This window comes from Kitasatospora sp. NPDC032757 (genome assembly GCF_055579305.1).
This window is the reverse complement of the sequence record NZ_JBVINN010000001.1, coordinates 138,618-164,350: the sequence shown is the minus strand read 5'-3', so window position 1 is coordinate 164,350 and position 25,733 is coordinate 138,618. Positions and strand designations below refer to the sequence as shown.

At 72.0% G+C, this 25,733-nt stretch carries 24 protein-coding genes; 21 read left to right on the top strand and 3 right to left on the bottom strand.

Going from position 1 to position 25,733, the window contains the following annotated elements; genetic code table 11:
* The first annotated feature begins 22 nt into the window (after positions 1-22).
* The 5 genes from ACZ5WK_RS00845 to ACZ5WK_RS00825 are packed head-to-tail and all read left to right on the top strand — an operon-like array spanning position 23 to position 2,588.
* The gene (locus tag ACZ5WK_RS00845) at positions 23-292 is read left to right on the top strand and encodes a phosphopantetheine-binding protein (RefSeq protein WP_465543592.1); all 270 of its coding nucleotides are present in this window, start codon (positions 23-25) and stop codon (positions 290-292) included.
* Positions 289-699, top strand: a complete 411-nt coding sequence (locus tag ACZ5WK_RS00840; protein WP_465543590.1) for a 3-hydroxyacyl-ACP dehydratase FabZ family protein — start codon at positions 289-291, stop codon at positions 697-699. The genes ACZ5WK_RS00845 and ACZ5WK_RS00840 overlap by 4 nt, the downstream gene beginning before the upstream one ends.
* Complete coding sequence (locus tag ACZ5WK_RS00835; RefSeq protein ID WP_465543588.1) at positions 699-1,214, top strand: 3-hydroxyacyl-ACP dehydratase FabZ family protein; 516 nt, start codon at positions 699-701, stop codon at positions 1,212-1,214. The genes ACZ5WK_RS00840 and ACZ5WK_RS00835 overlap by 1 nt, the downstream gene beginning before the upstream one ends.
* Positions 1,207-1,953 (top strand): 3-oxoacyl-[acyl-carrier-protein] reductase, encoded by a 747-nt coding sequence (fabG, locus tag ACZ5WK_RS00830; RefSeq protein WP_465543586.1) that lies wholly within the window; start codon positions 1,207-1,209, stop codon positions 1,951-1,953. The genes ACZ5WK_RS00835 and fabG overlap by 8 nt, the downstream gene beginning before the upstream one ends.
* Positions 1,954-1,970: 17 nt before the next feature.
* Complete coding sequence (locus ACZ5WK_RS00825; protein ID WP_465543584.1) at positions 1,971-2,588, top strand: DsbA family protein; 618 nt, start codon at positions 1,971-1,973, stop codon at positions 2,586-2,588.
* Positions 2,589-2,782: 194 nt separating this feature from the next.
* Here the strand turns inward: ACZ5WK_RS00825 and ACZ5WK_RS00820 are convergent, their stop codons facing one another.
* Positions 2,783-4,726, bottom strand: a complete 1,944-nt coding sequence (locus tag ACZ5WK_RS00820) for an ABC1 kinase family protein (RefSeq protein ID WP_465543582.1) — start codon at positions 4,724-4,726, stop codon at positions 2,783-2,785.
* A gap of 363 nt (positions 4,727-5,089) precedes the next feature.
* Between ACZ5WK_RS00820 and ACZ5WK_RS00815 the strand changes: the two genes are divergently transcribed.
* The 6 genes from ACZ5WK_RS00815 (at position 5,090) to ACZ5WK_RS00790 (ending at position 10,581) form a co-directional block, all read left to right on the top strand.
* Positions 5,090-5,434, top strand: a complete 345-nt coding sequence (locus ACZ5WK_RS00815) for a hypothetical protein (protein ID WP_465543580.1) — start codon at positions 5,090-5,092, stop codon at positions 5,432-5,434.
* Positions 5,434-5,841 carry a hypothetical protein gene (locus ACZ5WK_RS00810; RefSeq protein WP_465543578.1) on the top strand — a complete coding sequence of 136 codons (408 nt, stop codon included), beginning with the start codon at positions 5,434-5,436 and terminating at the stop codon, positions 5,839-5,841. Before ACZ5WK_RS00815 ends, ACZ5WK_RS00810 begins: the two co-directional genes overlap by 1 nt.
* Complete coding sequence (locus ACZ5WK_RS00805) at positions 5,842-6,237, top strand: hypothetical protein (protein ID WP_396325256.1); 396 nt, start codon at positions 5,842-5,844, stop codon at positions 6,235-6,237. It abuts the gene before it with no gap.
* A 188-nt stretch (positions 6,238-6,425) separates the two neighbouring features.
* Positions 6,426-6,680: a LysR family transcriptional regulator gene (locus ACZ5WK_RS00800; RefSeq protein WP_396325255.1), complete on the top strand. Its 255-nt coding sequence runs from the start codon at positions 6,426-6,428 to the stop codon at positions 6,678-6,680.
* Positions 6,681-7,027: 347 nt separating this feature from the next.
* Entirely contained in the window at positions 7,028-9,472 is a 2,445-nt protein-coding gene (locus tag ACZ5WK_RS00795) for an aminotransferase class I/II-fold pyridoxal phosphate-dependent enzyme (RefSeq protein ID WP_465543576.1), read from the top strand.
* On the top strand, positions 9,469-10,581 hold the full coding sequence (locus ACZ5WK_RS00790; protein WP_465543574.1) for a prephenate dehydrogenase: 1,113 nt from the start codon (positions 9,469-9,471) through the stop codon (positions 10,579-10,581). The genes ACZ5WK_RS00795 and ACZ5WK_RS00790 overlap by 4 nt, the downstream gene beginning before the upstream one ends.
* A gap of 75 nt (positions 10,582-10,656) precedes the next feature.
* On the opposite strand, the gene ACZ5WK_RS00785 is transcribed toward ACZ5WK_RS00790, so the two are convergent.
* Complete coding sequence (locus ACZ5WK_RS00785) at positions 10,657-11,124, bottom strand: YbaK/EbsC family protein (RefSeq protein ID WP_465544327.1); 468 nt, start codon at positions 11,122-11,124, stop codon at positions 10,657-10,659.
* A 418-nt stretch (positions 11,125-11,542) separates the two neighbouring features.
* Here ACZ5WK_RS00785 and ACZ5WK_RS00780 point away from each other — a divergent pair, with 418 nt between their 5' ends.
* From ACZ5WK_RS00780 to ACZ5WK_RS00750, 7 genes are all read left to right on the top strand, one after another.
* Positions 11,543-12,328 carry a helix-turn-helix transcriptional regulator gene (locus ACZ5WK_RS00780; RefSeq protein ID WP_465543572.1) on the top strand — a complete coding sequence of 262 codons (786 nt, stop codon included), beginning with the start codon at positions 11,543-11,545 and terminating at the stop codon, positions 12,326-12,328.
* A gap of 366 nt (positions 12,329-12,694) precedes the next feature.
* Positions 12,695-13,654 (top strand): ACP S-malonyltransferase, encoded by a 960-nt coding sequence (locus ACZ5WK_RS00775; protein ID WP_465543570.1) that lies wholly within the window; start codon positions 12,695-12,697, stop codon positions 13,652-13,654.
* Between the two features lie 22 nt (positions 13,655-13,676).
* Complete coding sequence (locus ACZ5WK_RS00770; protein ID WP_465543568.1) at positions 13,677-14,423, top strand: thioesterase II family protein; 747 nt, start codon at positions 13,677-13,679, stop codon at positions 14,421-14,423.
* A gap of 4 nt (positions 14,424-14,427) precedes the next feature.
* Positions 14,428-15,153: an IclR family transcriptional regulator gene (locus ACZ5WK_RS00765; protein ID WP_465543566.1), complete on the top strand. Its 726-nt coding sequence runs from the start codon at positions 14,428-14,430 to the stop codon at positions 15,151-15,153.
* A 110-nt stretch (positions 15,154-15,263) separates the two neighbouring features.
* Positions 15,264-15,905, top strand: coding sequence for a DsbA family protein (locus tag ACZ5WK_RS00760; protein WP_465543564.1), 642 nt, complete (start codon positions 15,264-15,266; stop codon positions 15,903-15,905).
* 73 nt (positions 15,906-15,978) lie between these two features.
* Positions 15,979-16,191 carry an MbtH family protein gene (locus ACZ5WK_RS00755; protein WP_396325246.1) on the top strand — a complete coding sequence of 71 codons (213 nt, stop codon included), beginning with the start codon at positions 15,979-15,981 and terminating at the stop codon, positions 16,189-16,191.
* 196 nt (positions 16,192-16,387) lie between these two features.
* The gene (locus ACZ5WK_RS00750; protein ID WP_465543561.1) at positions 16,388-17,422 is read left to right on the top strand and encodes a polyprenyl synthetase family protein; all 1,035 of its coding nucleotides are present in this window, start codon (positions 16,388-16,390) and stop codon (positions 17,420-17,422) included.
* Between the two features lie 125 nt (positions 17,423-17,547).
* Here ACZ5WK_RS00750 and ACZ5WK_RS00745 read toward each other — a convergent pair whose 3' ends face one another.
* Positions 17,548-19,698 (bottom strand): MMPL family transporter, encoded by a 2,151-nt coding sequence (locus ACZ5WK_RS00745; protein WP_465543559.1) that lies wholly within the window; start codon positions 19,696-19,698, stop codon positions 17,548-17,550.
* Between the two features lie 294 nt (positions 19,699-19,992).
* Between ACZ5WK_RS00745 and ACZ5WK_RS00740 the strand changes: the two genes are divergently transcribed.
* The 3 genes from ACZ5WK_RS00740 (at position 19,993) to ACZ5WK_RS00730 (ending at position 25,729) form a co-directional block, all read left to right on the top strand.
* Complete coding sequence (locus ACZ5WK_RS00740) at positions 19,993-20,457, top strand: hypothetical protein (RefSeq protein ID WP_465543557.1); 465 nt, start codon at positions 19,993-19,995, stop codon at positions 20,455-20,457.
* A 76-nt stretch (positions 20,458-20,533) separates the two neighbouring features.
* Complete coding sequence (locus tag ACZ5WK_RS00735) at positions 20,534-23,563, top strand: AfsR/SARP family transcriptional regulator (RefSeq protein ID WP_465543555.1); 3,030 nt, start codon at positions 20,534-20,536, stop codon at positions 23,561-23,563.
* Between the two features lie 246 nt (positions 23,564-23,809).
* Positions 23,810-25,729 (top strand): AfsR/SARP family transcriptional regulator, encoded by a 1,920-nt coding sequence (locus ACZ5WK_RS00730; protein ID WP_465543553.1) that lies wholly within the window; start codon positions 23,810-23,812, stop codon positions 25,727-25,729.
* Positions 25,730-25,733 lie beyond the last annotated feature (4 nt).

The window sequence follows — 25,733 nt, the reverse complement described above, 5'->3', positions numbered from 1 at the left end:
CCCCTTACGGAAGGACACCGCCATGACGATCCAGGAGGCCTCGGCCGCAGCCGTGCTGGACAAGGAGGACCTGCGCGCGACGATCGCCGGGGTCCTCGACGTGGACGTCGACGAGGTCGGTGACGACGCGCGCTTCGTCGAGGACCTGGAGGTCGACTCCCTGCTGGCGCTGGAGGTGGTGGTCGTCCTGGAGAAGAAGTACGGCCTGCGGCTGGAGGAGAGTTCGTTCCCCCGGATCACCTCGCTGGCCGGCGCCCACGAGGTGCTCAGCGAGAAGCTCCGGTCGGCGTGAGCCGGCCGCGAGCGGTCAGTCCCGTCACCGCGGCGGTGCAGGTGGTCCGGCCCTCGGTGCGCGACGCCGGGGGCCGGACGGCCGCGGCCACCGCCGTCGTCGTCGGGGCGGACGAGCCGGTCCTCCCCGGGCACTATCCGGGCTTCCCGATCTTCCCGGGTGTCTGCGTGATCGAGTGTGTCCGGCTCAGTGCACTGGCGGCACCGCCGCCGGGAGCGGGGCCGCTGACGCTGGCCGAAGTGGAATCGACCCGGTTCCTGAGCCCGGTCTTCCCCGGCGACGAGCTGAGCATGGAGCTGACCTGGCGCGACGGCGCCGCGGGCTGGACCTGCACGGCCAAGGTCGCCACCGCCCGTGCGGTCGCGGCCCGGGCCCGCCTGCGCTTCACCATGGGGGAGGAATCCTGATGCGGACGGACCGGCCCGGCGCCGCCGGGCAGCCGGAGATCAGGCGGGCCCTGCCGCACCGCTTCCCGATGCTGTTGGTCGACCGCGTGCTCGAGGTCGTCCCGGGCGAGCGCATCACCGCGATCAAAGCGGTCACCTGCAACGAGCCCTGGTACCGGGACCTGCCCGAGGACGCCGTGGACTTCGCCTATCCGCAGGTGCTGCTGATGGAGTCCTGGTGCCAGGCGGCCGGCCTGCTGGCCACCTGGGAGGCACCCAACCCGGACGTGCTCACCGGGCAGGTCATGCTGTTCGGCGCCGTGACCGGCCTCCAGTACCACCGGCCGGTGCTTCCCGGGGACGTCCTGGAGCACCGGGCGACCATCACCAGGACCCTCGGCGACACCCTGATCATCGCCGGCGAGAGCCTGATCGGCGGGATGCCCGTGCTGACCGTCGGCAGCGCCGTGCTGGCCTTCCGGCCGGCCGAGGAACTTCGGCCCGACCCTGTCCCCCTTGGAGAAAGCCATGGCTGAGAACGAAACCCGGGTGGCGCTGGTCACCGGCGGCTCGCGCGGCATCGGCCGCGCCACCGTGCTGCGCCTCGCGCAGAACGGCTTCGACGTCGCGTTCTGCTACCAGTCCAACGAGGAGGCCGCCCGCGTCCTGGAGAAGGAGGTGAGCGCCCTCGGCGTGCGGGTGCTCAGCCGCAGGGTCGACGTGCGCGACCTCGCGGCGGTGCGCGGGTTCGTCGAGGAGACCGAGCGGGAGCTCGGCCCGATCGACGCGGCCGTGACCGCCGCCGGCATCACCCGGGACAACCCGCTCGTCCTGATGAAGGACGAGGAGTGGCACCAGGTGCTCGACACCAATCTGGACGGGGTGTACAACGCCTGCCGTTCCGTCGTCTTCGGCATGATGAAGCGCAAGGGCGGGGCGATCGTCAACATCTCGTCGGTCGCCGGCGTCTACGGCAACGCCACCCAGAGCAACTACTCCGCCTCCAAGGCCGGGATCATCGGCTTCTCCCGGGCCCTGGCCAAGGAGGTCGGCCGCTACGGAATCCGCGCCAACGTGGTCGCCCCCGGCTTCATCGACACCGACATGACCTCGGTCCTCACCGACAAGACGAAGGACAAGGCGCTCGAGTCGGTGCCGCTGGGCCGCCTCGGCACTGCGGACGAGGTCGCCGACCTGGTCGCCTACCTGGTCTCGCCGCGCGCGGGCTACATCACCGGCGCCGTCCTGCAGATCGACGGCGGCATCACCATCTAGATTCCCAGGAGCCTGAGTTGGCGGTCGAACCGGCACGCTGGTACTTCTCCCTGCGCAGCCCGTACTCGTGGCTGGCCTTCCGGGAGCTGACCGAGAACGCCCCCGACGTGGCGGAGCGGATCCAATGGCGGCCGTACTGGGAGCCGGGCGGCGCGACCTCCCGGCTCCTGGCCGGGACGGACGTCCGGCTGCCCTACGTCCCGATGTCGAAGGAGAAGCACCTCTACATCCTGCAGGACGTCAAACGCCTCGCCGTCGAGCGGGGTCTGACGGTCGCCTGGCCCGTCGACACCGCGCCCGACTGGGACATCGCCCACCTCGGCTGGCTGGTCGCCGAGGACGCCGGCCTGGGTCGCGAGTACATCGGCAACGTCTACCGGGCGCGCTTCGAGCTCGGACTGGACATCTCCGAGCGGTCCGTGATCGCCGAGGCCGGCGCGGAGACCGGCCTCGACCCGGACGTCGTCGGCAACGCCGCCGACGACCCGGCGATCCTCGCCCGCGGCGTCGAGGCGCTGCGCGCGCTCGGCCGCGACGGCGTGTTCGGGGTGCCCTTCTTCATCCACGGGAGCGACAAGTTCTGGGGCTCCGACCGGCTCGCCGGGTTCGTCGCGAGCGTCCGCGCCGCGGCATAGCGCGGCGGCGGGTTCCACGACTGCCGGGCCCGGGTGCTCGACTCCGGGAGCCATCGACCCCGTCCGGATCGGCATCCGCCCTCGGCAAGCACGGTCCCGGCCGCCTCATCGGCGGCCGGGACCTGCCGGCGATCGCACCCGGTGGACGGCGTGCCCCGCGACGTCGGCAGCCGTCGGGCCGGCTGGGACGACGGCTACCGGCGGCGGGCGTGGAAGATGGTGAAGAGCACACGCACCATCAGAATGGCGCTGACCACCAGCAGGTTGTAGCCGATCACCTCGAACAGGCTGATCGACGATGTGATCCGAGGTCCGCGCGCGGTGCTGAGCAGGATGACCGCCATCACCCCGGTCGTCGCGCCGAGGGCGGTCAGGATGACCTCGTGCACGAGGGTTTGCAGGAAGCCGCGGTCCTGGCGGTTCCCGAGCAGCCGGATGTTCATGCTCAGCCGGCCCTGCTCGATCGCGCTGGTGATCCGGTCCACCCGACGGGGCAGTCGGCGTCCGATCATGAGGATGTCGAGCAGCTCTTCGGCGGCGGTGGCTCCCAGCTTCGACGGCGAGGCCGATTCGGTGACCTGCACCCAGGCGAACTGCTTCGCCTCGGCGGTCAGATCGAAGTCGGGGGCGATCCGGGTGAGTGTGCCCTCCAGCGTGGCGAGCGCGCGGAACGCTGCCGCGATGCTGTTCGGAATGGTCAGCCGATGGGCAGTGACGAGCCGGAAGAGATCGCTGAAGGCGCTGCTGTCCAGAGCCGTTCCAGGTCCGAAGTGGCGTGCCAGGAACAGACCGAGGGCCCGTTCGAGGCCCTTCTGGTCGATCTCCTCCGGCTGGTTCGCCAGTGCGAGCAGCGCGTCGCAGAGAGCGGCGGCGTCGGCCCGGCGGATGGCCACGAGCAGGTCGCGCAGCCTGGTCTGGAGTTGCCCGTCGATCCGGCCGACCGAGCCGAAGTCGAGCATCGCGAGTCGGCCGTCGCGGAGCAGCAGGATGTTCCCCGCGTGCGGGTCCGCGTGGAAGATCCCGCCGATCATGATCTGCCGCAGGACGCAGTCGAGGACGGTACGGGCGACGGCTGTCGGGTCCACGGTCGGGCCTTCGAACGCCGCGGTGGACGCGCTGAGCGGCTCCCCGTCGATCCATTCCGTGACCAGGACCTTCTCGCTGGAGAGCTCCGGGAAGACCTGCGGTATCAAGACCTTCCCGGCCCGGCTTCTCGCCGCGACCGCCGCCATGTTCCGGGCCTCGACCCGGAAGTCCAGCTCCTCCAGGACGGAGTCGGCGAAACCGCGGGCCAGTGCCTCGACCCCGGCGGCCCGCCCCCAGGCGGTCCGTTCCTCGAGTCTGCGGGCGACGCTGCACAGGATGTCGAGGTCCCGCTCGACGACCGGCCGGCAGCCGGGGCGGCGTACCTTGACCACCACCTCCCGACCCGAATGCAGCCGAGCCCGGTGCACCTGCGCGATGGACCCTGCTGCCAGCGGCACCGGGTCGAACCGTGCGAACACCGTTTCCAGGGGCCGGTGGAACTCCTGCCGCAGCTGCTCGGCCACCTCCTCCCAGAGCGCGGGCGTGGCCTGGTGCTGGAGGTTGCTCAACTCCTCGGTGAAACTGGGCGGGAGCAGGTCGTGCCGGGTCGAAAGGACTTGACCGAGCTTGACGAATGTCGCTCCGCCTTCCTCCAGAGCCCGTCGAAGCGAGCGGGCCAGCTGGTGGTGGCCGGCGGGCCCGGTGGCCGAGGCCCGGCCCGCGCTGCGGAGCAGCCGTCCGAGGCCGTGTCGATAGCCGATGGCGCTGAGCTGGGAGTAGCGGCGGGCCCTGGCGATCCGGCGGCGCAGTGCCCGGGGCAGCCGCAGCATCGAGGGCCAGGAGCCACTGGGCAGGACCACCTCGGAGACGGCGAGGAAGCCCATGGTCAGCAGGAGCACCGCACCGATCTCGACCGTGACGAGCGCGCCGCGGTCGGCCGAGTGCACGGTCCGGCTGAAGAGGATCGTGGCGAAGAGGCCGACGCATCCGGTCACCGCGGCGCGGATACGGCCGACCCGCAACCCGAGCAACAGTCGTGCGCCGGCGGAGAAGCCCGCGATCGTGACGACGATCGTGACGCAGCCGATCGTGAGCAGGATAGCCGTCTTCACGTGTGGCTGACCCCCTGAGCTGTACGGACGCGAAACGATGGCCAAGCCTACGAATGACCGGGATGGGCCGAGCCGGAACGGTGGTACGGGTGGCCGAAAGATGCCAGCCGACCGCGAGGACCGGCGGCGATCGGCGTGTGGTGTCGCGCCGTGCCCGAAAAGGCCGGGGCCGGCCGACCGGTGGAGACGGGCGGGTACCTCCGCTGACACCTTCCTGTCAGAACGGTGGGCGGGCGGACCGCGGAGCCCGGGACCCTTGCGATGATCACGGGGCGGTGCCGCACGCGGAATGGCGGCCGTGCTGCCGCCCGGCCGGGCGGCAGACCCCGCCCGAAGGCGGCGACCATGGAGGGGATGCACCCGATGAGCACAGTCCTGGGCCGGCAGACGCTGCGATATCTCCTGGTCGAGAGCCAGGAGTCCGCGACCGAGGAAGCCCTGGCCTTCGTCGGCGACGGTGCGGTCCAGGCGCGGGCCGGGCACGAGGTGACCCTGTTCCTGGTGCAAGGCGGGGTGTCGCTCGCCCTGGGCGACCGTCCGGAGCTGCTGGACTTCCTGGAAGCGGGTGGCCGGCTGCTGGCCGACCGCTTCTCGCTGGACCAGCGGGGGATCGTCGCCTCCGCGCTCCGTCCGGCGACGATCCCGGTCGAGATGGACGAGATCGCGCGACTGGTGCTCGATCCCGCGGTCCGGACGGTGTGGCACTGATGCCCCGCCCGATTCCCACGACCGACGTCCTGTTGACCTTCATGGGGGCGCCGCACCGTACCGACCTGACCACGACCGTGCTGCGGCTGGTCCAGTCGATGCTGGAGCAGGGCGGGCGGGTCCAGGTCTGGGCCTGCGGCTACGCGACGATGCTGACCCAGCAATCGCTGGGCGAGTTCAAGCCGCGGGACCTGGCGGACTGGTCGACGCGCCACCTGACCACCGCAACGATCGTGCAGGAGATGCTTCGGGCGTTTCCCGACCAGTTCTACTGGTACGGCTGCCGGTTCTGCAGCGATGACCGCGGGGCGACCGGCCACTTGCCGGAGATCGCCATGAGGGCGCCGCACGCCTACGCGGGCAACCTGGCGGCGGCGGGCAAGACCGTACTGATCGGGGTGATCTGAGTGGCCGAGCAAGCCCGAGTGCTGGCGATCGTGGACCGCGGCTACCGCGGCGCCGTGGAGAAGCAGTTCGTCGACACGCTCTACCTGGTGCGTGAACTCCACCGGCAGATGGGGGGAATGGACATCCTGCTGCGGGGGCAGGCGGTCAGCTACGCGGCCAGGGACGCGACGGTCGCGCCGCTGCGTTTCGGCAATCGCGTGGTGGAGACCCTGAGCGACCCGCGGCGGGACGTCAGGGCACTGCTGGCCGCCGGCATCCGGGTCCGGGCGGAGGAACCGGGGCTGATCGCGAGTGGGCTGGTAGGTCGCGAGCAGTTGTTGGAGGGCGTCGAGTTGATCGGCGCGCGGGTTGCGGCCGAGAGCTGGTCCGAGTACCGGATGATCTGTTTTCTGTAGGCGAACCGCCGGCCGGCCGTGCTTCCACGACCTGCGCGGGGCGTGCCGGAACGGGGCAGCGTGAGCGGGGCGGACCGGCCCCGTTGCAGCTTCCTGTAGCCGTTGTTGCGCGGCCACTTCGAATCGGCTGTTATGGACTGGACAGCAGTTCGGTTGCCTGGCGATCTGGCGAAACAATAGGGGGAGCTATGCATGAGCGGGAGTTTCGAGCGTTCGTTTCCGTGGCCGAGATCGGGCGCATGGATCACGCGGCGAAGGAACTGGGATATTCCCAGCCGGCGATCAGCTACCAGATCAAATGCCTGGAACAGATGCTGGGAACGAAGCTCTTCATCCGCGATTCCAACGGGGCGCACCTCACTCGCGAGGGGCGGATGATCCTGCCCTCGGCGAAGGCGGTCCTGACACTCATCGACAGCATGAAAGGCGTCTGCGCGGTGTGAGCCCGCCGGCGTTCGAGCTCGGTAACAGCATCCACCGGGCGCGGCAGCGGCGCACCGCCACGTCAAATAGTTGAAAACGGCGACGATATGACGCCGCTCCGTCGTCGACCCAACCCGCCGGCAACCCTGGAGGTCCCGGCCGTCCCGCGCGGGACGGCCGGGACCTCGGCCGTTGGGAAGGACGGATCTCCCGCCGGGCTGTCAGCAAGTTGCCGAGCCACGCCGGCCGGGCGTCCGGAGCGAGACCGGTGACGTCTAATCGACATGCTTCCGATTACTGGATGGGGACTCAGCATGCGCGGACACGACATCGAACTCCCGGCGCCACGAGGCGAGGTGGTCGTCCCATGACGGTTGACGACGCGAGGACCGCGACTCCGAAGCCGCTGACCCTGGACGACTACGCCGCGCTGGCCCGTGAGCGCCTGGACCTGCCGGTCTGGGACTTCATCCAGGGCGGGGCGGGGGAGGAGCGGACGCTCTCCCAGAACCTGCTCGCCTTCGACCGGCTGCGGCTCCGCTCCCGGGTGCTGACCGGCGTGAGCGAGGTGGACACCTCGGTCACGGTGTTCGGGCGTCGCTGGGCCGCCCCGGTGGGGGTGGCGCCGATGGCCTACCACACGATGATGCACCCCGAGGGTGAGATCGCCACCGTGCAGGCGGCGGGGGTGGCGGGCCTGCCGGTCGTGGTGAGCACCTTCGCCGGGCAGCCGTTCGACAAGCTGGCCGCCGCCGCGAGTTCGCCGCTCTGGCTGCAGGTCTACTGCTTCCGCGACCGGGAGACGACCCGTCAACTCATCGAGAAGGCCGAGGAGGCGGGCTTCGAGGCGATCGTCCTCACCGTCGACGCGCCCCGGCTCGGCCGGCGGCTGCGTGACTTGCGCAACGATTTCCGGCTGCCGGACGGCATCGTGCCGGCCAACCTGCCGCCGGCCGACTACTCGTCGCCGAGCGGTCACGGGCGCACCGAACTCGACCCCGCACTGGATTGGTCGGTGGTCTCCTGGCTGCGCTCGGTCAGCGCACTGCCCGTGCTGCTCAAGGGGATCACCACCGCCGAGGACGCCACCCGGGCGCTTGTCGCCGGCGCGGACGGCCTGGTCGTCTCCAACCACGGCGGGCGTCAACTCGACGGTGGTTGCGCCTCCTTGGACGTGCTCGCGGAGGTCGCCGGCGCGGTGGACGGCCGTTGCCCGGTGCTGCTGGACGGCGGCGTGCGGCGGGGCACCGACGTGCTGTCGGCGCTGGCGCTCGGCGCCGACGCCGTGCTGCTGGGCCGTCCGGTGCTGCACGGCCTGGCGGTGGCCGGGCAGACCGGTGTCACCGACGTGTTCGACATCCTGGTCGGCGAGTTCGAGGACGCCCTGCTGTTGACCGGCACCCGCTCGGCCGCCGACGCAGGCCCCGCCGTACTGGAGCCGGGTCCGTCCACCGTGTCCGCGCCGCGCGCCGCCGCACCGGCCGAGCAGCCGTCCACCCCGGTCGAACTGCGCAAGGAGGAACTGCACGCCAGCGTCAGCGACCCGGTGCTGGACACCATGAACTTCCTCAACGAGGTGACCATCCGCTACCCCGAGGCGGTCTCCTTCGCACCGGGCCGGCCGTACGAGGGCTTCTTCGACACCGAGCAGCTGTTCACCCACCTGCGCCGCTACGTCGACCACCTGGCCGAGCAGGGCGACACGCCCGCGGCCGTGCGCACCAAGCTGTTCCAGTACGGCCCCACCGCGGGACTGATCAACGGGCTGATCGCCGACTCGCTGCGCAAGGACGAGGGGATCGACGTCGACCCCGCCTCGATCGTGGTCACGGTGGGCTGCCAGGAGGCGATGTTCCTGACCCTGCGGGCGCTGTTCGCCGGCCCCCGGGACGTCCTGCTCGCCACCAGCCCCTGCTACGTGGGGATCACCGGCGCCGCCTCGTTGCTCGGCATCCCGGTGACCGCGATCGAGGACGGGCCGGACGGCCTCTCCTGCGCGGCGGTGGAGGCCGCGGTCCGCGCGGAGCGGGCCCGCGGGCGCCGGCCGCGGGCGCTCTACGTGGTACCCGACCACTCCAACCCGTCCGGCACCACCATGCCCCGGCAGACCCGCGAGGACCTGCTCGCGCTCGCGGAGCGCCTTGACCTGCTCGTGATCGAGGACAACCCCTACCGCCTGGTCAGCACCGGCGAGCGGCTGCCCACCCTCAAGGCCCTCGACACCGGCCGCCGGGTGGTGCACCTCGGCTCGTACTCGAAGTCGGTCTTCCCGGGCGCGCGGATCGGCTTCGTGATCGCGGACCAGACGGTCCGGGACGCCGTTGGCACCACCGGCCTGCTCGCCGACGAACTCGCCAAGATCAAGAGCATGGTGACGGTGAACACCCCGCCGATCGCCCAGGCCGCGGTGGCCGGGATGCTGCTGGCCGCGGACGGGCGGCTCTCCGAGCTCAACGCCGGGCCCGCCGCGCACTACGGGGACGTCCTGGAGGCTGTGCTGGAGCAGTTGGAGCGGCACTTCCCGGAGGACCGGCGACGTGCACTCGGCATCGGCTGGAACGTCCCCGGCGGCGGGTTCTTCCTCACCGTCAAGGTGCCGTTCCCGGCGGACAACGCCGCCCTGCTGCGCTCGGCCGAGGAGCACGGGGTGATCTGGACCCCGATGTCGTACTTCTACCCCCAGGGAGGTGGCGAGCGCGCCATGCGACTCTCCTTCAGCTACCTGACCCGCGCGGACGTCGAGGACGGCATCGCCAGGCTGGCGCGCTTCGTCGAGACCGAGACCGCGGTCGTCGACGGGCCCGGCCGATGAGGAGCGCCGCTGTCATCGGCACCGGGGCGATCGGCACGTCCGTCGCGCTCGCGCTCAGCCGGCACGGGGTGGCGGTGCACCTGGACGACGTGAACCGGACGGCGGCGAGGACCGCGGAGGCCATGGGCGCGGGCTCACTGACCGCACCCGAGGGGCCGGTCGACCTCGCCGTCCTCGCCGTCCCGCCCGCGCACATCGGCACCGTCCTGGCGCGCGCCCAGCGCGAGGGCCTGGCCCACGCCTACACCGACGTCGCCAGCGTGAAGGCGCAGCCGCACGAAGAGGTGGCGCGCGCCGGGGCGGACCCGGCCAACTACATCGGCGGGCACCCGATGGCGGGCACCGAGCGCTCCGGACCGCTGGCCGGGCGGGCCGACCTGTTCGAGGGCCGGCCGTGGGTGCTCACGCCGTCCCCGGACACCGGCCAGGAGACGCTCAACCGCGCCCTTGAGCTCGCCTCGCTGTGCGGTGGCACGCCGGTGGTGATGGACGTCGCCGCGCACGACCGCGCCGTCGCGCTCATCTCGCACGCCCCGCACCTGGTGTCCTCCTTGATGGCGGCCCGCCTGGCGGACGCGGGGGAGTCCAGCATCCGGGTCGCGGGGCCGGGGGTGCGGGACGTCACCCGCATCGCGGCCGGGGACCCGGGTCTGTGGGGCGAGATCCTGGACGCCAACGCCGCCGCCGTCGCGGACGTCCTCGACGAGTACGCGTCCGACCTCGGTAGGACCATCTCCGCACTGCGGGGCCTGGCCGGAACCGACAGCGCGCGTCGCAAGGAGGCCGCGGCCACCCTGGACCACGTCCTGCGACACGGCAACCGGGGGCGGGCACGGGTCGCCCACAAGTCGGGCACCCCGCTCACCGACCTGGCCGCCGTCCCGGTGCTGGTGCCGGACCAACCCGGCGCGCTGGCAAGGCTGTTCACTGCGGTGGGCGAGATCGGGGTGAACATCGAGGACCTGCGGATCGAGCACTCGATGGACCGGCCGCGCGGCCTGGTCGAACTGCTCGTCCAGCAGCATTCCGCGTCGGCACTCAGCCGGCTGCTGGACGCGGACGGCTGGACCGTGGCGGAGGAGGCGGCGGTCGGGGCCGGTTCCCGTTGACCGAAAAGCAGAGCTCCGGGGGTGCGGGATCGCCGCACCCCCGGAGCTCCTTGCTTGCCGGTGCCGTCGGTTCGATCAGCCGACGGCCACCGGATCGTCCTGCGCCACCGGCCTGATCAGCGGGCGGGCGAGTGCGGCCCAGTCCGCGGGCGCGACCGCCAGTGAGCGATCGAGCCGGGCCGCGTTGAAGAAGATCTCCTCGGTTTCGAGCAGTGCGGGGTCGGCCAGCAGCTCGAGGTCCCGGTCGAAGACGAAGGGAACGATGGAGCCGCTGCGGCACTGGGTGAGCCGCTCCGCGGTCCGTTGGTCGGCGAACGCCGTCCGGTCGCCGCCGAGATGGTGTGTGACGGCTTCCAGGTCGACCCGGCGGTCACCGGGCACGACGACGACGCTGTGCCGGGGCGGGCTCCCGGCGGTCCTGGTGCGGACCACGATGCATTTCGCGGCCTGCCGGAGCGAATGCCCGCGCATTTCACTGGCCTCGGCAGTGCGTCCTTCAGGTCGGTGGTGAATAAGACGAAACGGCGTCCCGGATGACGACATCATTGTCATGATCCGGTGGTAGACGCCGTATTCGGGTTCGTCCGTGAGCTCAGTGCTGTTCACGGAATCTCCTCCCTCGAAAGGCTGACCCGAACGTAATGCCTGCCGGGATCGGAAATCCGGGACTGACCACTACCTGTCATGACCGGAATCGGTCAATCGGGCGGGCTTGACGGGCGGCCGCGCCACCCCCTGTGGGTGCGCGAGCACGGGCCGTCGCCAATCGGGGCCCGCCCCGGGTCGGCGGCCCGTCCGGCGCGCAGCTTGCTGACAGCGCCGTAGGACTCCGGGGGGCCGCGCTGTGAGATGACGGTGGACGGAGTCGCACGTCATGGGGGGAGCCATGAGGGAACTGTCGAGCACGCGAGCACCGGCATCGCGCGGCCGACGGCGCGGGGACGAGGTGGAGCAGGGGCTGTTGGAGGTTCAGGCCCTGATCGAGGACACCGTGGTGAGGCACCGCGACTTCGTGTCCCGATCGGCCGTCGTCACCGCGGTGCCGCCGGACGAGGAGGAGCTTTCCGCCGAGGCCGCCCTGCTGATCGGGCGCACCCGGCACAGGCTCCAGGTGGTGCTCGCCTCGGACGCGCCCAGAGCCAGGGTGATCTACGGCGCGCTGGGCGAGATGCTCGCCGCCTGCGGCGACGAGGTCACCGTGCGGCTGTTGTGCGTGCCGGAGACGCTCGACCGGGAGTTCGTCCGGCGGCAACTCGACGCGGGCTGCCATCTGGAGGCCAGAATCTGCCAACTGCCCTGGATGGAGACCATCATGGTCGACCACCAGGTCGTGCTCGCCAGTGCGGACCTGGCGACCGGCAACCGGCGGGCCGCGATGATCCGGGACTTCTCCGTGATCCGCACCATGCACAACCTGTTCGCGGGCGTCTGGCGGCGTGCCGTTCCGATCGAGGACCGGCCCGACTTCGGGAACGCGGCCCGGAAGGAACTCACCCGGCGCATCCTCGACCGGCTGAACGCCGGTGTGACGGACGAGGTGGCCGCCCGGGACCTCTCGGTCTCGGTCCGCACCTACCGTCGGTACGTCGCCGAGGTCATGGAGACGCTCGGGGCGAACTCCCGTTTCCAGGCCGGGGCGCGGGCCGCCGAACTCGGGCTGCTGGCCGCGGGCAGGCCGCGGGTCCGGCCGGCTGGACCGCCTGACCTGCGGCGCGGTGCCGCCGGCCGGGCGGTGGCAGCTTCCTGAAACGGGCATTGTCGCCGCTCGGGGCAGCCGGATAGAACTGGCGGCGGACACCAGCAGTCGGCGAACACCCGACGGAGCAGGGAAGTCGGCTACCGGGCCGGACATCGACTCGGCCCCGGCCCGGGCCCGTCACCGACCGGGATCCGCTCCGCGGGTCGACCCCAGCTGTACCAGAAAGCCTCCGGCAGCCGCCGCCCCGGGTGGGCCGCCGGAGTCGCCGTTCCGGACGAGGAACGTGTCGTCGCGATGGGCAACGACGCGTCCCGGGCGGCGGCACGCGGCGGAGCCGGCCCTGCACCCCCGGCGGGACCGGCTCCGCCTCAGACCAGGACAACTCGGTGATCCGCCGGCTGGAAGGTGTGGACCATGACCCCCGAACCGATCGCGCTGCTGTTTCCTGGACAGGGCACCCAGAAGCAGGGCATGGGCGCGCCCTGGCGGGACACCGAAGCGTGGTCCCTCGTGGGGACGGTCTCCGAGCGGGTCGGCGAGGACGTCGCGGAACTCCTGCTGCACACCGACGGCGCGTTGCTGTGTCGCACCGACCTGGCCCAGCTGGTGGTCTTCACCGTCGACGTGATGGCCCACGACGAGGCGCGGCGGCACGGACTGCTGTCCGAGGCGCCGGTCGCCGCCTGTGCCGGCCACAGCCTCGGCGAGTTCGCCGCCCTGGTGGCCGCGGGAGCGCTCGGGCTCGCGGACGCGGCCGGGCTGGTCGCGGTGCGCGGCCGGGCCATGCGGGAGGCGGCCGAACTGTCCGACGGCACGATGGGAGTTCTCGTCGGCGCGCCGCTGGCGGACGTCGAGGCACTGGCCGCGGACGCACGGAGCGCCGGACACCGGGTCTGGGTGGCAAACGTGAACGCGCCCGGCCAGGTGGTGCTCTCCGGCTCCGTGGACGGGGTGGCCGCGGCTGCCGCCGAGGCGCCCGGGATCGGCGCGAAGCTGATCAGCGTCCCGGTCGGCGGGGCCTTCCACAGCCCGTACATGGCGCCCGCCGCCGCGCGGCTGCGGGCCGCGCTGGCGGGTGTCGAGTTCGCCGCGCTGCACACCCCGGTAGTCGCCAATGTGGACGCCCGCCCGCACGCCTCGGGTGCCGACTGGCCCGATCTGATGGATCGTCAACTGGTCTCACCGGTGCTCTGGGAGGCCGGGATCCGGACGCTGGTCGACCGACTCGGGTGCGCGCGGCTGATCGAGCTGGGCCCCGGCCGCACGCTGGCCGGCATGGCCCGTCGCATCGCCCCGGCGGTCGAAGTGCTCTCCGTCGACAGCCCGGTGGCCCTCGGGGCCGTCGGCCCGGCGGTGTCGAGTGTGCGGGGATGACGTACGGACAGGAGAGGGAGAGATGATCAAGAGCGCAGTCGACAGCCGATGGTTCCGACGCTACCCGCAGTCGGACGGCCGGACCGTCCAACGGTTGGTCTGCCTGCCGCACGCGGGCGGGACCGCCAGTGCCTTCCACGGCTGGGCGGACCACCTCGGCGGCGGGGTGGAGGTGCTTGCGACCCGCTACCCCGGTCGGCAGGAGCGGATCGCCGAGGACTGCATCACCAGCATGGCGGAGCTCGCCGAGGCGGTCACCGAGGCGCTGCTCCCGTTCCTCGACCTGCCGGTGCACCTGTTCGGCCACAGCATGGGCGCCTCGCTCGGCTACGAGGTGGCGCTGAAGCTCGAGCGGGAGCACGGTGTCCAGCCGGCCGGGCTGTACGTGTCGGCCCGCAAGGCACCGCACCAGGTGTCCCCGAGGCTCACCTACCTCGGCGGCGACGAGGCCGTGATCGAAGAGGTGACCAGGCTCGGCGGCACCGAGGCGGAACTGCTTCGCGACCCGGACCTGTACGAGCTGGTGATGCCCGCACTACGCGCCGACTTCGAGATCGTCGGCACCTACCGCGCGAGGCCGGCGCACCCGGTGAACTGCCCGGTGGTCGGCTACGTCGGTGACCGCGACGAGATCACCCCGGCCGACATGGCGGCCTGGGCGGACGTGTCCACCGGCTCCTTCGACCTGACGGTGTTCCCGGGTGACCACTTCTACCTGATGGACCAGCGGGACGCGCTGGTGCGCGATCTCGCCGCACGGATCGCGTGACGCGATGGGCACCGTGATCTCGGAGCCGAGAAGCGGCGTCGGCGTCCTGGACAAGACTTCGTTGCTGCTCGGAGTACTGGCCGACGGCCCGGCCTCGTTGCGGACCCTGAGCGACGTCACCGGCCTGTCCAGGGCGACCGTGCACCGGCTCGCGCTGGCCCTGGAGAACATCCGCCTGCTGACCCGGGACGCCCGGGGACGGTTCCTCATCGGCCCGCGGATCGGCGAGCTGGCCGAGGAGGCGTGTCGCGACCGGCTGCTGCAGAGCGCCGGTCGCGTGCTGGCGGAGCTGCGGGTGCGCACCGGGGCCAGCGCACGGCTCTACCGGCGCCACGGCGGCCTGCGGATCTGCGTGGCCACGGCGGAGGGCCCGGGCACCGGGCGGCAGGCCCGGTCGGCGGAGGGTGTGGCGCTGCCGATGAAGGCCGGTGCGGGCGCCCAGGTGCTCTTGGCCTGGAAGGACCCGCACGAGATCGCCGAGACGATCCGGGGAGCCGGCTTCGGTGCGGTGACCCTGGCCAAGGTGCGCCGACAGGGCTGGGCGCAGAGCCTGGGGGCCGGGGAGCTGGGGTTCGGCGCCGCCGCGGTGCCCGTGCGCGGGGCCGCCGGGCAGGTGGTGGCCGCGCTCGTGCTGGACGGGCCGGTCACGTTGATGTCCCGGGCTCCGGGTCGGCAGTACGGCGGTCTGCTGATCGACGCGGCCGCCGGGCTCGAGACCGGACTCACCTGATCGGTCGGCCGCTCACTCCTGACAGTTAGCTGCAGAAAGTCTTGCCCGTTCCCTCGGGAAATCGATAGAAATCCGTTCGGCTGTTCATGACGAATTCCTTGGAGACAGTGATGGCAAGAAAGCCGCCGCGCTGGTACTTCTCGTTCGGCAGCGCGTACTCGTGGATGGCGTACCGGGATCTGATCACCCGGTACCCGGACGTCGCGGACGCGATCGACTGGCTGCCGTTCTGGGAGCCGGACGACGTCCACCACGACCACCTGGAGTCCTCCGGGGTACAGCTGCCCTACGTGGAGCTGTCCCGCGACAAGTACCTCTACGTCCTCCAGGACGTCCGCCGGCTGGCCGTCGAGCGGGACCTGAAGATGGTCTGGCCGGTGGACCGCACGCCCAACTGGGAGGTCTCGCACCTGGCCTACCTGGTGGCCAGGGACCACGGCCGTGGCCGGCAGTTCATCGACGAGACCTACCGGGCCAGGTGGGAGGAGGGACTGGACATCTCCTCCCCGGAGGTCGTGGCCGGCATCGGTGCGGGCATCGGCCTCGATCCGGCCGTGCTGGGCCACGCGTGGCAGGACCCGGAGGTGCGCGCCCAGGGCCTGGAGGCGCTCAACGCCCCTTATCGGGACGGGGTGTTCGGAGTGCCGTACTTCGTCGACGGTTACCAGCGCTTCTGGGGCATCGACCGGCTGCCCGGATTCGTCTCCGCAGTGCGCCACCGCATGGCGGCCGCCACCGCGGCCGCCCGCTGACCAACGTCGGCCGACGTCAACCGACGCCGACGCCCGTTCCATCCGCAACCAACCGACAGGAGTCCGATCGATCATGGCGACCAACCCGTTCGAGGACGACAACGCCTCCTACTACGTCCTCGTCAACGAGGAGAACCAGCACTCGCTGTGGCCCGGCTTCGCCGAGGTCCCGGCCGGCTGGACCGTCGTGCACGGGCAGGAGAGCCGCGAGTCCTGCCTCGACTACATCAACACCAACTGGACGGACATGCGCCCGAAGAGCCTCGTCGAGGCGATGGGCGCCTGACCTTCGATCACCTGACAGCGGCTCCCCAGGGCCGCGGCGCGCACTCAGGCCCCGGTCCGACCCCACGCGGACCGGGGCCTGCCGTCTGCCCGCTGACAGCTTGTTGCCAGCCTGCGCGGGGAAGACGGCCGGTCCCGCGTATGGGGACCTAGGGTCGGGCTCGAACGATCGTGCTGACGCTCTGCCCGGAGGAACGATGACCACGCTGACCGCCGAACCGCGGCCGGACTCCCTCGTGGCCCGCCTGGCCCTGGCCGACCCGGGGCTCACCGCCCGGCTGCACCGCGGCCTGGCCGACGCCGAGACCCGCCTGCGCGAGACGGCCGCCGATGTACCGAACGCGCTGGTCGCAGAGCGGTCGCGATACCTGATCGAGGCCGGCGGGAAGCGGTTGCGGCCACTGCTGGTGCTGCTCGCGGCCGAGTTCGGCGCCGAGGACGGCCGGACGGGCCAGGTCCTGGACGCCGCCGCTATGGTCGAACTGATACACGTGGCCTCGCTGCACCACGACGACGTGATGGACGGCGCCCGCAGCCGGCACGGCGTTCCGAGCGCCCCGGCCCGTTGGGGCAACCGGACGGCGGTGCTGCTCGGCAACCGACTGCTGGTCAGGGCCGGCCGGCTCGCCGCGGGCCTCGGGGACGACGTGATCAGGATGCAGGGCGACGCCGCCGAACGCCTGGTCCGCGGCCAGCTGCGGGAGTTGACCGGGCCGGCGGCGGGGGAGTCCCCACTGACCCACCACTTCGCGGTGATCGCCGACAAGACGGCCTCGCTCATCTCCCTGGCGCTGCGCCTGGGCGCCGAGGTGGCGGGCGCGCCCGCACCGGCCGTCCGGGCGCTGGCCGAGTACGGCGAGCAGCTCGGCATAGTCTTCCAACTCTCCGACGACCTACTGGACTTCGTTGCCGATCCGGCGGAATCCGGCAAGGACGCCGGGATCGACCTCGCCGTCGGGGTGCGGACCCTGCCGGTGCTGCTGGCGCTCAGCGAGGACGGGCCGCGTGCCGCCGAGCTGCGCGGGCTGCTGGAGGGTGGCCCTCTCGCCGACGAGCGCAGCCGCCGCCGCGCGGCGGAACTGCTGCGCAGCTCCAGCGCCGAGGCCCGCGCCCGGGAACTCCTGCACTCCTGTGCAACGGACGCCCGCGACGCGCTGTCCGCCCTGCCGGACCTCCCGGCCCGGGCCGCGCTGGAAAGCCTGGTCGGACTGGTCGAACACCGCACCGCATAGGGCCTTTCTGCAAACTCCCGCCCGCCGGGCGGGAGCTTGCAGAAAGGCCACAGCGCTTGCTCGCACGTGAAGGGGCCACCGGGTCGAATCCGACCCGGTGGCCCCTTCGCCGTAGCAGACGGAGGTCAGCCCGTGGTGTGGCCGCTGCCGACCAGGACGGGCTCCTCACCGGCCGGGCTCGGCGCTTCGTCCTTCAGACCAGGCCACCAGGCCCGGCGGCCGAGCAGCGTGGTCGTGGCGGGGACGAGGAACAGCGCCATGACGAAGGCGGTGAGCAGGATGCCGAACGCCACCGCGAAGCCCATCTGCTGGAGCATCGAGTTGTCCGCGAGCATCAGGACACCGAAGGTGCCGGCCAGGATGATCGCCGCGGCGCCCATGGTCGGGGCGGACTGGGCCACCGCGTGCTTGACCGCCGCTCGGGGGTCGCTGCCCTCGCGGATCTCCTCGCGCAAGCGCGCGATCATGAGGATGTTGTAGTCGGTGCCGATGGCAACGACGAAGAGGTAGACCAGGATCGGCAGGCTGAACATGACGCCGTTGGCGCCCTTGATGCCCTGGAAGAGCCAGACCGTGGCGCCGAGCGTGCCGGCGAAGCCGAGGCCGACGGACAGCATCAGGAACCACGGTGCGACCACGCTGCGCAGCAGCAGGCCGAGGATCAGCATGATGGCGAGGGCTGCGACCGGGAACACCACGGTGTAGTCGTGGTTGGTGGCGGTCCGGATGTCACCCATGACGGCGGTCATGCCGCCGACCAGGGCCCGGGTACCGGTCGGTGCGGCGGCGTGCGCCTGGTCCCGCAGTGCGCCGTCGACCAGGTCGATCGCCTTCTCCTCCATCGGCTTGTAGACCAGCGAGACGCTGAACTGGGCGACCGTGCCGTCGGCCGAGCCCACCGCGGGGTCGACCTGGGCGACACCGCTGATGGAGGCGAGCTTGTCGTGGTAGGCGGTCAGCTGGTCCTCGGCCAGCTTGCCGCCGCCGGTGTTCTCCAGGAACACCAGGGTCGGCTGGGCCCGGCCGGCTGAGAAGCCGCCCTGCAGGTCGTCCATCGCCTGCACCGACTCCAGGTTCTTCGGCAGCGAGGAGCCGCTGTCGAAGTCGGCCTTGAACCCGAGGGCACCGGCCGCGAGCACCACCAGCACACCACCGGAGACCGCCGCGACCAGCCCCGGGCGGCGGGCCGTCAGGCCGCCCACCTTCTGGGCCAGGGCGTTCTTCGGCTCGCGCTTCCAGGCCTTGGAAGGCCAGAAGGCGGCCCGGCCGAGTAGCGCGAACACGGCCGGCACCAGCGTGACGCCGGCGACCATGCTGACTCCGACGGCGATGGCAAGCGACGGGCCCATGGCGCGCAGCATGCCCATGGTGGAGAGGGTCAGCGCAAGGAAGGCCACCGCCACCGCCCCGGCCGCGGAGGCGATGGTCTCGCCGACCCTGGCGACGGCCTCGGCCATCGCGGGGCGCGGCTCCATCCCGGCTCGCAGGAACTCGCGGTAACGGAAGAGCAGGAAGAGCAGGTAGTCGGTGCCGACACCGAACAGGACCACGATCAGCATGGTCGAGACGGAGGAGTCGGCGGTCATCCCGAAGGCGGAGCTGGCAGTGGCGATCAGCCCGGTGGCGGTCAGGTAGACCATCAGGATCACGAGCACCGGCAGCAGCGCGATCAGGGGGCTGCGGAAGATGACGCCGAGCAGGATGATGATCAGCAGCAGGGTGGCCATCATGATCATGCCGTCGGTGTTGTCGCCGGAGTCCTGGGCGTCCAGCGCGGTGGCGGCGTCGCCGGTGACGCCGACCTTGAGGCCGGTGCCGTTCAGGAGCTCCTTGACGTCCACCCGCAACTGCTTGACGTCGTTGGTGACGGCCTCGTCGTACGAGTCCTTGAGGTCCGCATAGACCTGTGCCAGGCCGATCCGGCCGTCCGGGGAGATCGAGCTCGGGTCGGTCTGGACCTTCTTGAGGTGGGCGTACTGCTTGGCCTCCAGCCCGGCGGCGATCTTCGCCAGGTCGGCCTTGTCGCCGTCGGTGAGCGCGGCGCCGTCGGTGCGCTTGAAGACGGCGATCGCGGCGGGCTGGTCGGGCCCGGGGAAGGCGCGCTTCTGCACGTCGGCCACCTGGACCGACTCGTAGTGCGAGGGCAGGAACTCGGCCTGGTCGGTCGTCGACTTGAGCTTGGGCGCGAGCGCGGTCAGCGCGACCGCCGCGATCAGCCAGGCTGCGACGACCAGCCATGGCCGGCGGACGACGAACCGCCCGATCCGTGTGAACATGACACTCCTTGACATTCGAAAGCCCCGGCATCAGGGGTGATGTCGGGCGGGCGATCCGAACCGGTGGATGGTGCGCGATCAAAGTTCGCGATCGCAGAGGGTGAGGCTGCAGCATTGCACCGTGACCCTCGTCGGCACCCGCGCCGTGGCAGCTTGTGGCCACTGGGCCCGGATCGTTCCGCTCGTCCGTCGTGGGCGGTTCAGCTTGCGGACGGCCAGGGGGTGGACCATGGCGGCGCGGGCCGGGCCCCGCCTACCGTCGAGTCACTGTCGAGCGTTCAGGGGGGATGGCCGGTGCCGGGTACTGCGTCCACCGTGCGTGACCGGGTCGAGGAGCAGTCCCGCATCGAGGAGGTCCGCTACCTCCTCTCGTTGATGCACCGGTATCACGCGGCCGAGCGCGGCCTCGCGGACGATGTGACCGACCCGGCCGGCACCCGGGCGACGCTCGTCGGCGCGCTGGAGCTGCTGTCCGCCGAGCGCGGGCTGCTGCCGTCCCGCAAGTACGGGAACGCCGCCGCCGTGACCGCCCGGGACGACCCCGCAGCCGCGCCGGAGCCGGAATCGCGGGTGGTGCACGGGTGTCCGACCGCCGACGAGGTGGCCGTCCCGGCCATGGGACTGGTGCCGGCGGCCCGCCGACGTCCGGCCGACCGGCCGGCGCGGGGCGGTCGGCCGGCGCGGTCCGTTGGGAGCGCGCCGCGCCCCGCCCGCGGCCGGGCCGGGCGTGACAGCTTCCTGCGAGGCCGCTTGGCGTGAAAGCGGCCCCACTGGTACGAACAACGCGAAGTAGCAAGATCGAAAACGTACGGCCTTGGCCGAGGGGAGGCGGCTGATGCACCAGGTGGTATTCCGGATCCTCGGCCCCCTGGACGTCCAGGTGGACGGCCGGCCGGTACCGCTCTCCGGGGCGCGGCAACGCACCATCCTGTCGATGCTGCTGCTCTCCGCCAATCGGGTCGTCTCGGTGGACGCCCTCGCCGACGCGGTCTGGCAGGGCCGGCCGCCGAACACCTACGTGAACCAGATCGCCATCTGCGTGTCCGGCCTGCGCAAGACCTTCAAGGCCGCGGTCGGTCAGGACGACCTGATCATCACCGCCCACCCCGGATACCTGCTCGCGACCGGTGAACACCGGGTCGACGCGGTCGAGTTCGAGGAACTGGTGGGCCAGGCCCGGGAGGCGGTGCGGCAGCGGCGCACCGTCGAGGCCGTCGAACTGCTGGACGAGGCGCTCGGTCTGTGGCGCGGCGCCGCCCTGGAGGGTGTGGTCGGCGAACGCGTGGCGGCCGAGGCGGCACGGCTCGGCGAGCTGCGGCTGGGTGTCTACGAAGAGCACACCGGGCTCCGGCTCGACCTGGGGCACCACCGCGAACTGGTGGGCGAACTCGGCTCCTTCATCAAGGAGAACGGGCTCCGCGAACAGGCCCGGGCGCAGCTGATGCTCGCCCAGTACCGCTCCGGGCGGCGGGCCGAGGCACTGGAGACCTATCGGGAGGCCCGTCGGCTGTTCGTCGACGATCTCGGGATCGAACCCGGTCCGATGCTCAGCAAGTTGCACGATGCGGTACTTGCCGACGAGTCCTGGCTGACCGCGCCGCCCGCCGCGGCGACGGTCGATCAGCCGAAATCCGGTCCGGTCGCCGCGGTCGTCGCGGCGACTGCGATCCCTGCCCAACTCCCGGCCGACGTGGCAGCTTTCACCGGCCGGACCGATGAACTCGCCGCACTGGACCGAATGCTGGCCGAGCGCAGCAACAGCTCGGTGCTCCCGGTCGGACTGATCACCGGAATCGGTGGGGTCGGGAAGACCGCGCTGGCCCGGCACTGGGCCCACCGGGTGGCCGCGCGCTTCCCCGACGGCCAGCTCTTCGCCGATCTGCGGGGCTACGACGAATCCGAGGAGCCGCTCACCGCGAACGCCGTCCTGGACCGCTTCCTGCGCGCCCTCGGCGTACCCGTGGAGGAGATCCCCGCCGACCCGGTCGAGCGGGCCGACCGGTTCCGCAGCGAGCTCGGCGGCCGGCGCGTCCTGGTGGTACTCGACAACGCCCGCTCCTACGAGCAGATCCGCTGGCTGCTGCCGGGCAGCGGCCGGCACTGCGTCCTGGTCACCAGTCGCCATCAGGTCGAGGGCCTGGCCGGTGATCACGACTTCCTGCACCTGCCGCTCGGCGCGCTCGGCCAGCGCGAGGCGGCCGAGCTGGTCACCAAGGTGGTGGGCGGCGAGCGGCTGTCGGCGGACCCGGAGGGCGTACGCGAACTCGGCGCGCTCTGCGACGGCCTGCCGCTCGCCCTGCGCATCGCGGCGGCCCGGTTGGCCGGCAAGCCGCACTGGACGGTCCGACAGCTGGTGGACCGGTTGAAGGACCAGCACCGCCGACTGGACGAACTCAGCGAGGGTTCGTGCGGGGTGCGGGCCGGCTTCCGACTGAGTTACCGCGGCCTGTCCGCCGACGTGGCCCGGATGTACCGGCTGCTCGGCCTGCTGAACCTCCCCGACTTCTCGGCCTGGGTGGGCGCCGCGCTGCTGGACGTCGACCCACTGGACGCCGAGGACCTGATCGAGCAACTGGTCGACGCCCAACTGCTGGAAGTGGTCGCCGACCGGGGCGGCGGCCACGTTCGCTACCGCTTCCAGGACCTGCTCCGGCTCTTCGCCGCCGAGTGCGCGCAGGCGGAGGAGACCCCGCAGGCCCGGGCGGACGCGCAGCGCCGGGTGTTCGGCGCGCTGCTGTTCCTCGCCGAGGAGGCGCACCGGCGCACCTACGGCGGCGACTTCACCGTCGTGCACGGGCCCGGGCCGAGGTACCGGCTGCCGGACGAGCTGGTCGGTGCCCTGATGGCGGATCCGATGGCCTGGTTCGAAAGCGAACGGGCCTCGATCGTCGGCAGCGTCGATCAGGCGGCCGAATGCGGTGAGTCCGCGCTCGCCTGGGACCTGACGATGACCAGCGTCACGCTCTTCCAGAACCGCAACCACCTCGAGGACTGGCGCCGGTGTGCGGAGCGCGCGCTGGTCGCTGTCCGGCACGCCGACGACGCCCTCGGAGAGGCGGCGATGCTGCACTCGCTCAGCACCCTGGAGATCGTCCAGTTCCGCTGGGCGGAAGCGGGCGCCCGGCTCGAACCGGCCCGGAGGCTCTTCGCGGAGCAGGGCGAGCGACGCGGTGTGGCGCTCGTCCAGCGCAATCTCGCCCTGTACGAGCGCAACCGGGGCTCGCTGGCCGCCGCCCGGGAGGAGGGCTACCGGTCCCTGGCCGGCTTCCGGGCGGTCGGAGACCACTACGCCGAGGCTCATGTGCTGGGTATTCTGGCCCGGATCGAGCTGGAGTACGGCGAGCCGGGCAACGGTCTGGAACTCACCGAACAGGCCATCGCGGTCAACCTGCGGCTGGGGTCCGCCCGGGGCGAGGCACAGAGCACCGTCCGGCTGGCCGAGGTTCTGGTCAGCCAGGGGGAGGGCGAACGGGCCGAGGAGGCGAGCCGGCGGGCTTTGGAACTGGTACGCGCCACAGGCGACTTGCGCGGCGAGGCCCACTCGCTGCGCTGCCTCGGAGAGGCACTGTGGCGGCAGGCCCGCCCGGCGGAGGCGGCCGACATCCTGCAGGGGGCACTGGCCGCCGCGGACCGGGTGACGGACCGCTTCCTGGCGGCCAGGGTCCGCACCGTGCTCGCGTGCGTGACGGGCCTGACGGGGGACCGGGTGGCGGCGGCGGGGCTCCTCGCCGCCGCGGCACGACAGTTCGAGGAGCTCGGCGCACCGGTGTGGCTGATGCGGGTGGCCGGGCTCGACCGGGTGGTGCGAGGCGCCGGCGCACTCGTCTCCGAACGACTCTGGCAGTTGCTGGAGGCCAGGACCTAGCCGACGGCGCGGCCGAAAGGGGTGACGGTCCAGGGGTCGTCGCCGTGTCCGGTGGTCATGGGATCTCCTCACTCTCGCGGGCCCCGTCCACCGCCGACTGTAGCGAGCGGGGATTTCGACCCTCTTTCGAAGTCCTTTCACATCGCGCGGCCCGGGCCGGAAACTCCACTGACAGGGGTGGGAAAGGACGGCTTCGTACAGTCGGGCGGTCATAGTGTCGTGTCAGCTGCGCGGAACGGATGTGTCATGCCGCACGTCGAAACCCCGGAGGCCGTCGAGCAGCCGAGCACCCGGCAGGCCGTACCCGCCCTGGAGTTCCGTCTCCTCGGGCCGGTGGAGGCGATGGCCGACGGTCGGGAGATCAGGTTGGACGGCGCCAAGCAGCGCTCCGTCCTGGCCGCCCTGCTGCTGGCCGACGGCCAGTTGCTCCCCGACGAGCGGCTGAGTGCCCTGCTCTGGGGGTGGGACCCGCCGGCCACGTGGAACGCCCAACTGCACACCTACGCGTCGCGGCTGCGCAACAGGCTCGGCCCGCGCGTCGACCTGGTCCGCCGCGCGCCCGGCTACCGGCTGTACATCGGTCCGGGCCGGGTGGACCTGCACGAGTTCCGCCGGGACGCCGACGCCGGCCGTCGGGCTCTGGAGGCCGGCGAATACGCCCGCGCCGCCGAGCTGCTCTCCGCCGCCCTGGCGCACTGGCGCGGCACTCCGCTCACCGGGGTCACCGCGCAGCTGGCCGAGAAGGAGCTTCCGGCGCTGGAGGAGAGCCGGCTCGCGGCCCTGGAGAACCGCATCGAGGCGGACCTCGCCCTGGGCGGTCACCGTGCGGGCGTCCCCGAACTCCGCGGGCTGGTCGCCGAGCACCCGACCCGGGAGCGCCTGCGCGGGCAGCTGATGACCGCCCTCTACCGCTGCGACCGGCAGAGCGACGCCCTGGAGGTGTACGACCAGGGGCGACGGCTGCTCGCCGAGGAGCTGGGCGTCGACCCGGGCCCGACCTTGCGCGAGCTGCACCGGCAGGTCCTCTCCGGCACCGTTCCCGGCCCGGCCGCCGCCGACCGGCCGACGGCTGCGCGCCCGGTCCCGGTCCCGGCCGGTGACGAGCGCTCGTCCGAGCGCCCCACCAGCGCGTGGAGCGGGCTCGTGCCGGCCATGCTGCCGCCCGTCGTCGCCGACTTCGCCGGGCGCCAGCGCCACCTGGCGGCGCTGCAGGCCGCCCTGGGCGGGGCGTCGCAGGATCCACTGGCCTGCCCGGTGGATCCGGTCGGACCGGTCGTGCTGACCGGCGCCGCCGGGTGCGGGAAGTCCGCGCTGGCCGTCCACGCCTGCCACCTCGCCCGGCAGGCGTTCCCCGACGGTGTCCTTTACACGGACCTGCGCGGACCCGACGGCCTCCCCCGTGACCCGGCCGAGGTGCTTCGTGCCTTCCTGCGCGCCCTCGGGGCCGACGCACGCGAGTTGCCCGACAGCCAGGACGAACTGGTCCGCCTCTACCGGAGCCGGCTGGCCGGACGGAAGGTCCTGGTGGTGCTGGACAACGCCGAGGACGAGCGGTCGGTCCGTCCGCTGCTCACCTCCGACGCGTGCGGCCGTACCGTGATCACCAGCCGCTTCGCGCTCGGCACGATCGAAGGGGCGCAACGCTTCCGGGTCGGCCCGCTGGACTTTCCGGAGGCCTACCAACTGCTCGCCACGGCCGGCCGGGACCGGGTGAGCGCGGATCCGGCGGCCACCGCCCGGATCGTCGAACTCTGCGACCGGCTGCCGCTCGCCCTGCGGATCTGTGCCGGTCGGCTGGCCGCCCACCCGCACTGGACGACGGCCAGGCTGGCGGCTCGTCTCACCCCGGTCGAGCACCGGCTGGACGAACTGCGCCTCGGCGAGCTGGACGTCCGGGCCAGCCTGGCCGCGGACCTGTCGCGAGTCCGTCCGGCCGCCCGTACCGCCTTGCGCGCCCTTGCCAGGGCCGGGGCCGACAGCATCACCCCCGAGGACGCCGCCGTGCTGCTCCGCTCGTCCGAGCGCGAGGCGGAGGACGTGCTGGAACTGCTGACCGAGGCGGGGCTGTTGACCGCAGACCCCGACCCGGCCGAACTTCGCTACCGCATCGCGTCGCTGGTCCGTCTGGTCGCCCGGGAGCAGCCGGCGGCCGCGCTCGTCGCTTGAGTCA

Bases quoted from the DNA above. Each gene is read 5' to 3' on its own strand.
- ACZ5WK_RS00845 (WP_465543592.1), top strand. From the start codon at position 23: ATGACGATCCAGGAGGCCTCGGCCGCAGCCGTGCTGGACAAGGAGGAC.
- ACZ5WK_RS00835 (WP_465543588.1), top strand. From the start codon at position 699: ATGCGGACGGACCGGCCCGGCGCCGCCGGGCAGCCGGAGATCAGGCGG.
- fabG (WP_465543586.1), top strand. From the start codon at position 1,207: ATGGCTGAGAACGAAACCCGGGTGGCGCTGGTCACCGGCGGCTCGCGC.
- ACZ5WK_RS00815 (WP_465543580.1), top strand. From the start codon at position 5,090: ATGAGCACAGTCCTGGGCCGGCAGACGCTGCGATATCTCCTGGTCGAG.
- ACZ5WK_RS00810 (WP_465543578.1), top strand. From the start codon at position 5,434: ATGCCCCGCCCGATTCCCACGACCGACGTCCTGTTGACCTTCATGGGG.
- ACZ5WK_RS00800 (WP_396325255.1), top strand. From the start codon at position 6,426: ATGCATGAGCGGGAGTTTCGAGCGTTCGTTTCCGTGGCCGAGATCGGG.
- ACZ5WK_RS00795 (WP_465543576.1), top strand. From the start codon at position 7,028: ATGACGGTTGACGACGCGAGGACCGCGACTCCGAAGCCGCTGACCCTG.
- ACZ5WK_RS00790 (WP_465543574.1), top strand. From the start codon at position 9,469: ATGAGGAGCGCCGCTGTCATCGGCACCGGGGCGATCGGCACGTCCGTC.
- ACZ5WK_RS00785 (WP_465544327.1), bottom strand. From the start codon at position 11,124: ATGTCGTCATCCGGGACGCCGTTTCGTCTTATTCACCACCGACCTGAA.
- ACZ5WK_RS00775 (WP_465543570.1), top strand. From the start codon at position 12,695: ATGACCCCCGAACCGATCGCGCTGCTGTTTCCTGGACAGGGCACCCAG.
- ACZ5WK_RS00770 (WP_465543568.1), top strand. From the start codon at position 13,677: ATGATCAAGAGCGCAGTCGACAGCCGATGGTTCCGACGCTACCCGCAG.
- ACZ5WK_RS00765 (WP_465543566.1), top strand. From the start codon at position 14,428: ATGGGCACCGTGATCTCGGAGCCGAGAAGCGGCGTCGGCGTCCTGGAC.
- ACZ5WK_RS00760 (WP_465543564.1), top strand. From the start codon at position 15,264: ATGGCAAGAAAGCCGCCGCGCTGGTACTTCTCGTTCGGCAGCGCGTAC.
- ACZ5WK_RS00755 (WP_396325246.1), top strand. From the start codon at position 15,979: ATGGCGACCAACCCGTTCGAGGACGACAACGCCTCCTACTACGTCCTC.
- ACZ5WK_RS00750 (WP_465543561.1), top strand. From the start codon at position 16,388: ATGACCACGCTGACCGCCGAACCGCGGCCGGACTCCCTCGTGGCCCGC.
- ACZ5WK_RS00745 (WP_465543559.1), bottom strand. From the start codon at position 19,698: ATGTTCACACGGATCGGGCGGTTCGTCGTCCGCCGGCCATGGCTGGTC.
- ACZ5WK_RS00735 (WP_465543555.1), top strand. From the start codon at position 20,534: ATGCACCAGGTGGTATTCCGGATCCTCGGCCCCCTGGACGTCCAGGTG.
- ACZ5WK_RS00730 (WP_465543553.1), top strand. From the start codon at position 23,810: ATGCCGCACGTCGAAACCCCGGAGGCCGTCGAGCAGCCGAGCACCCGG.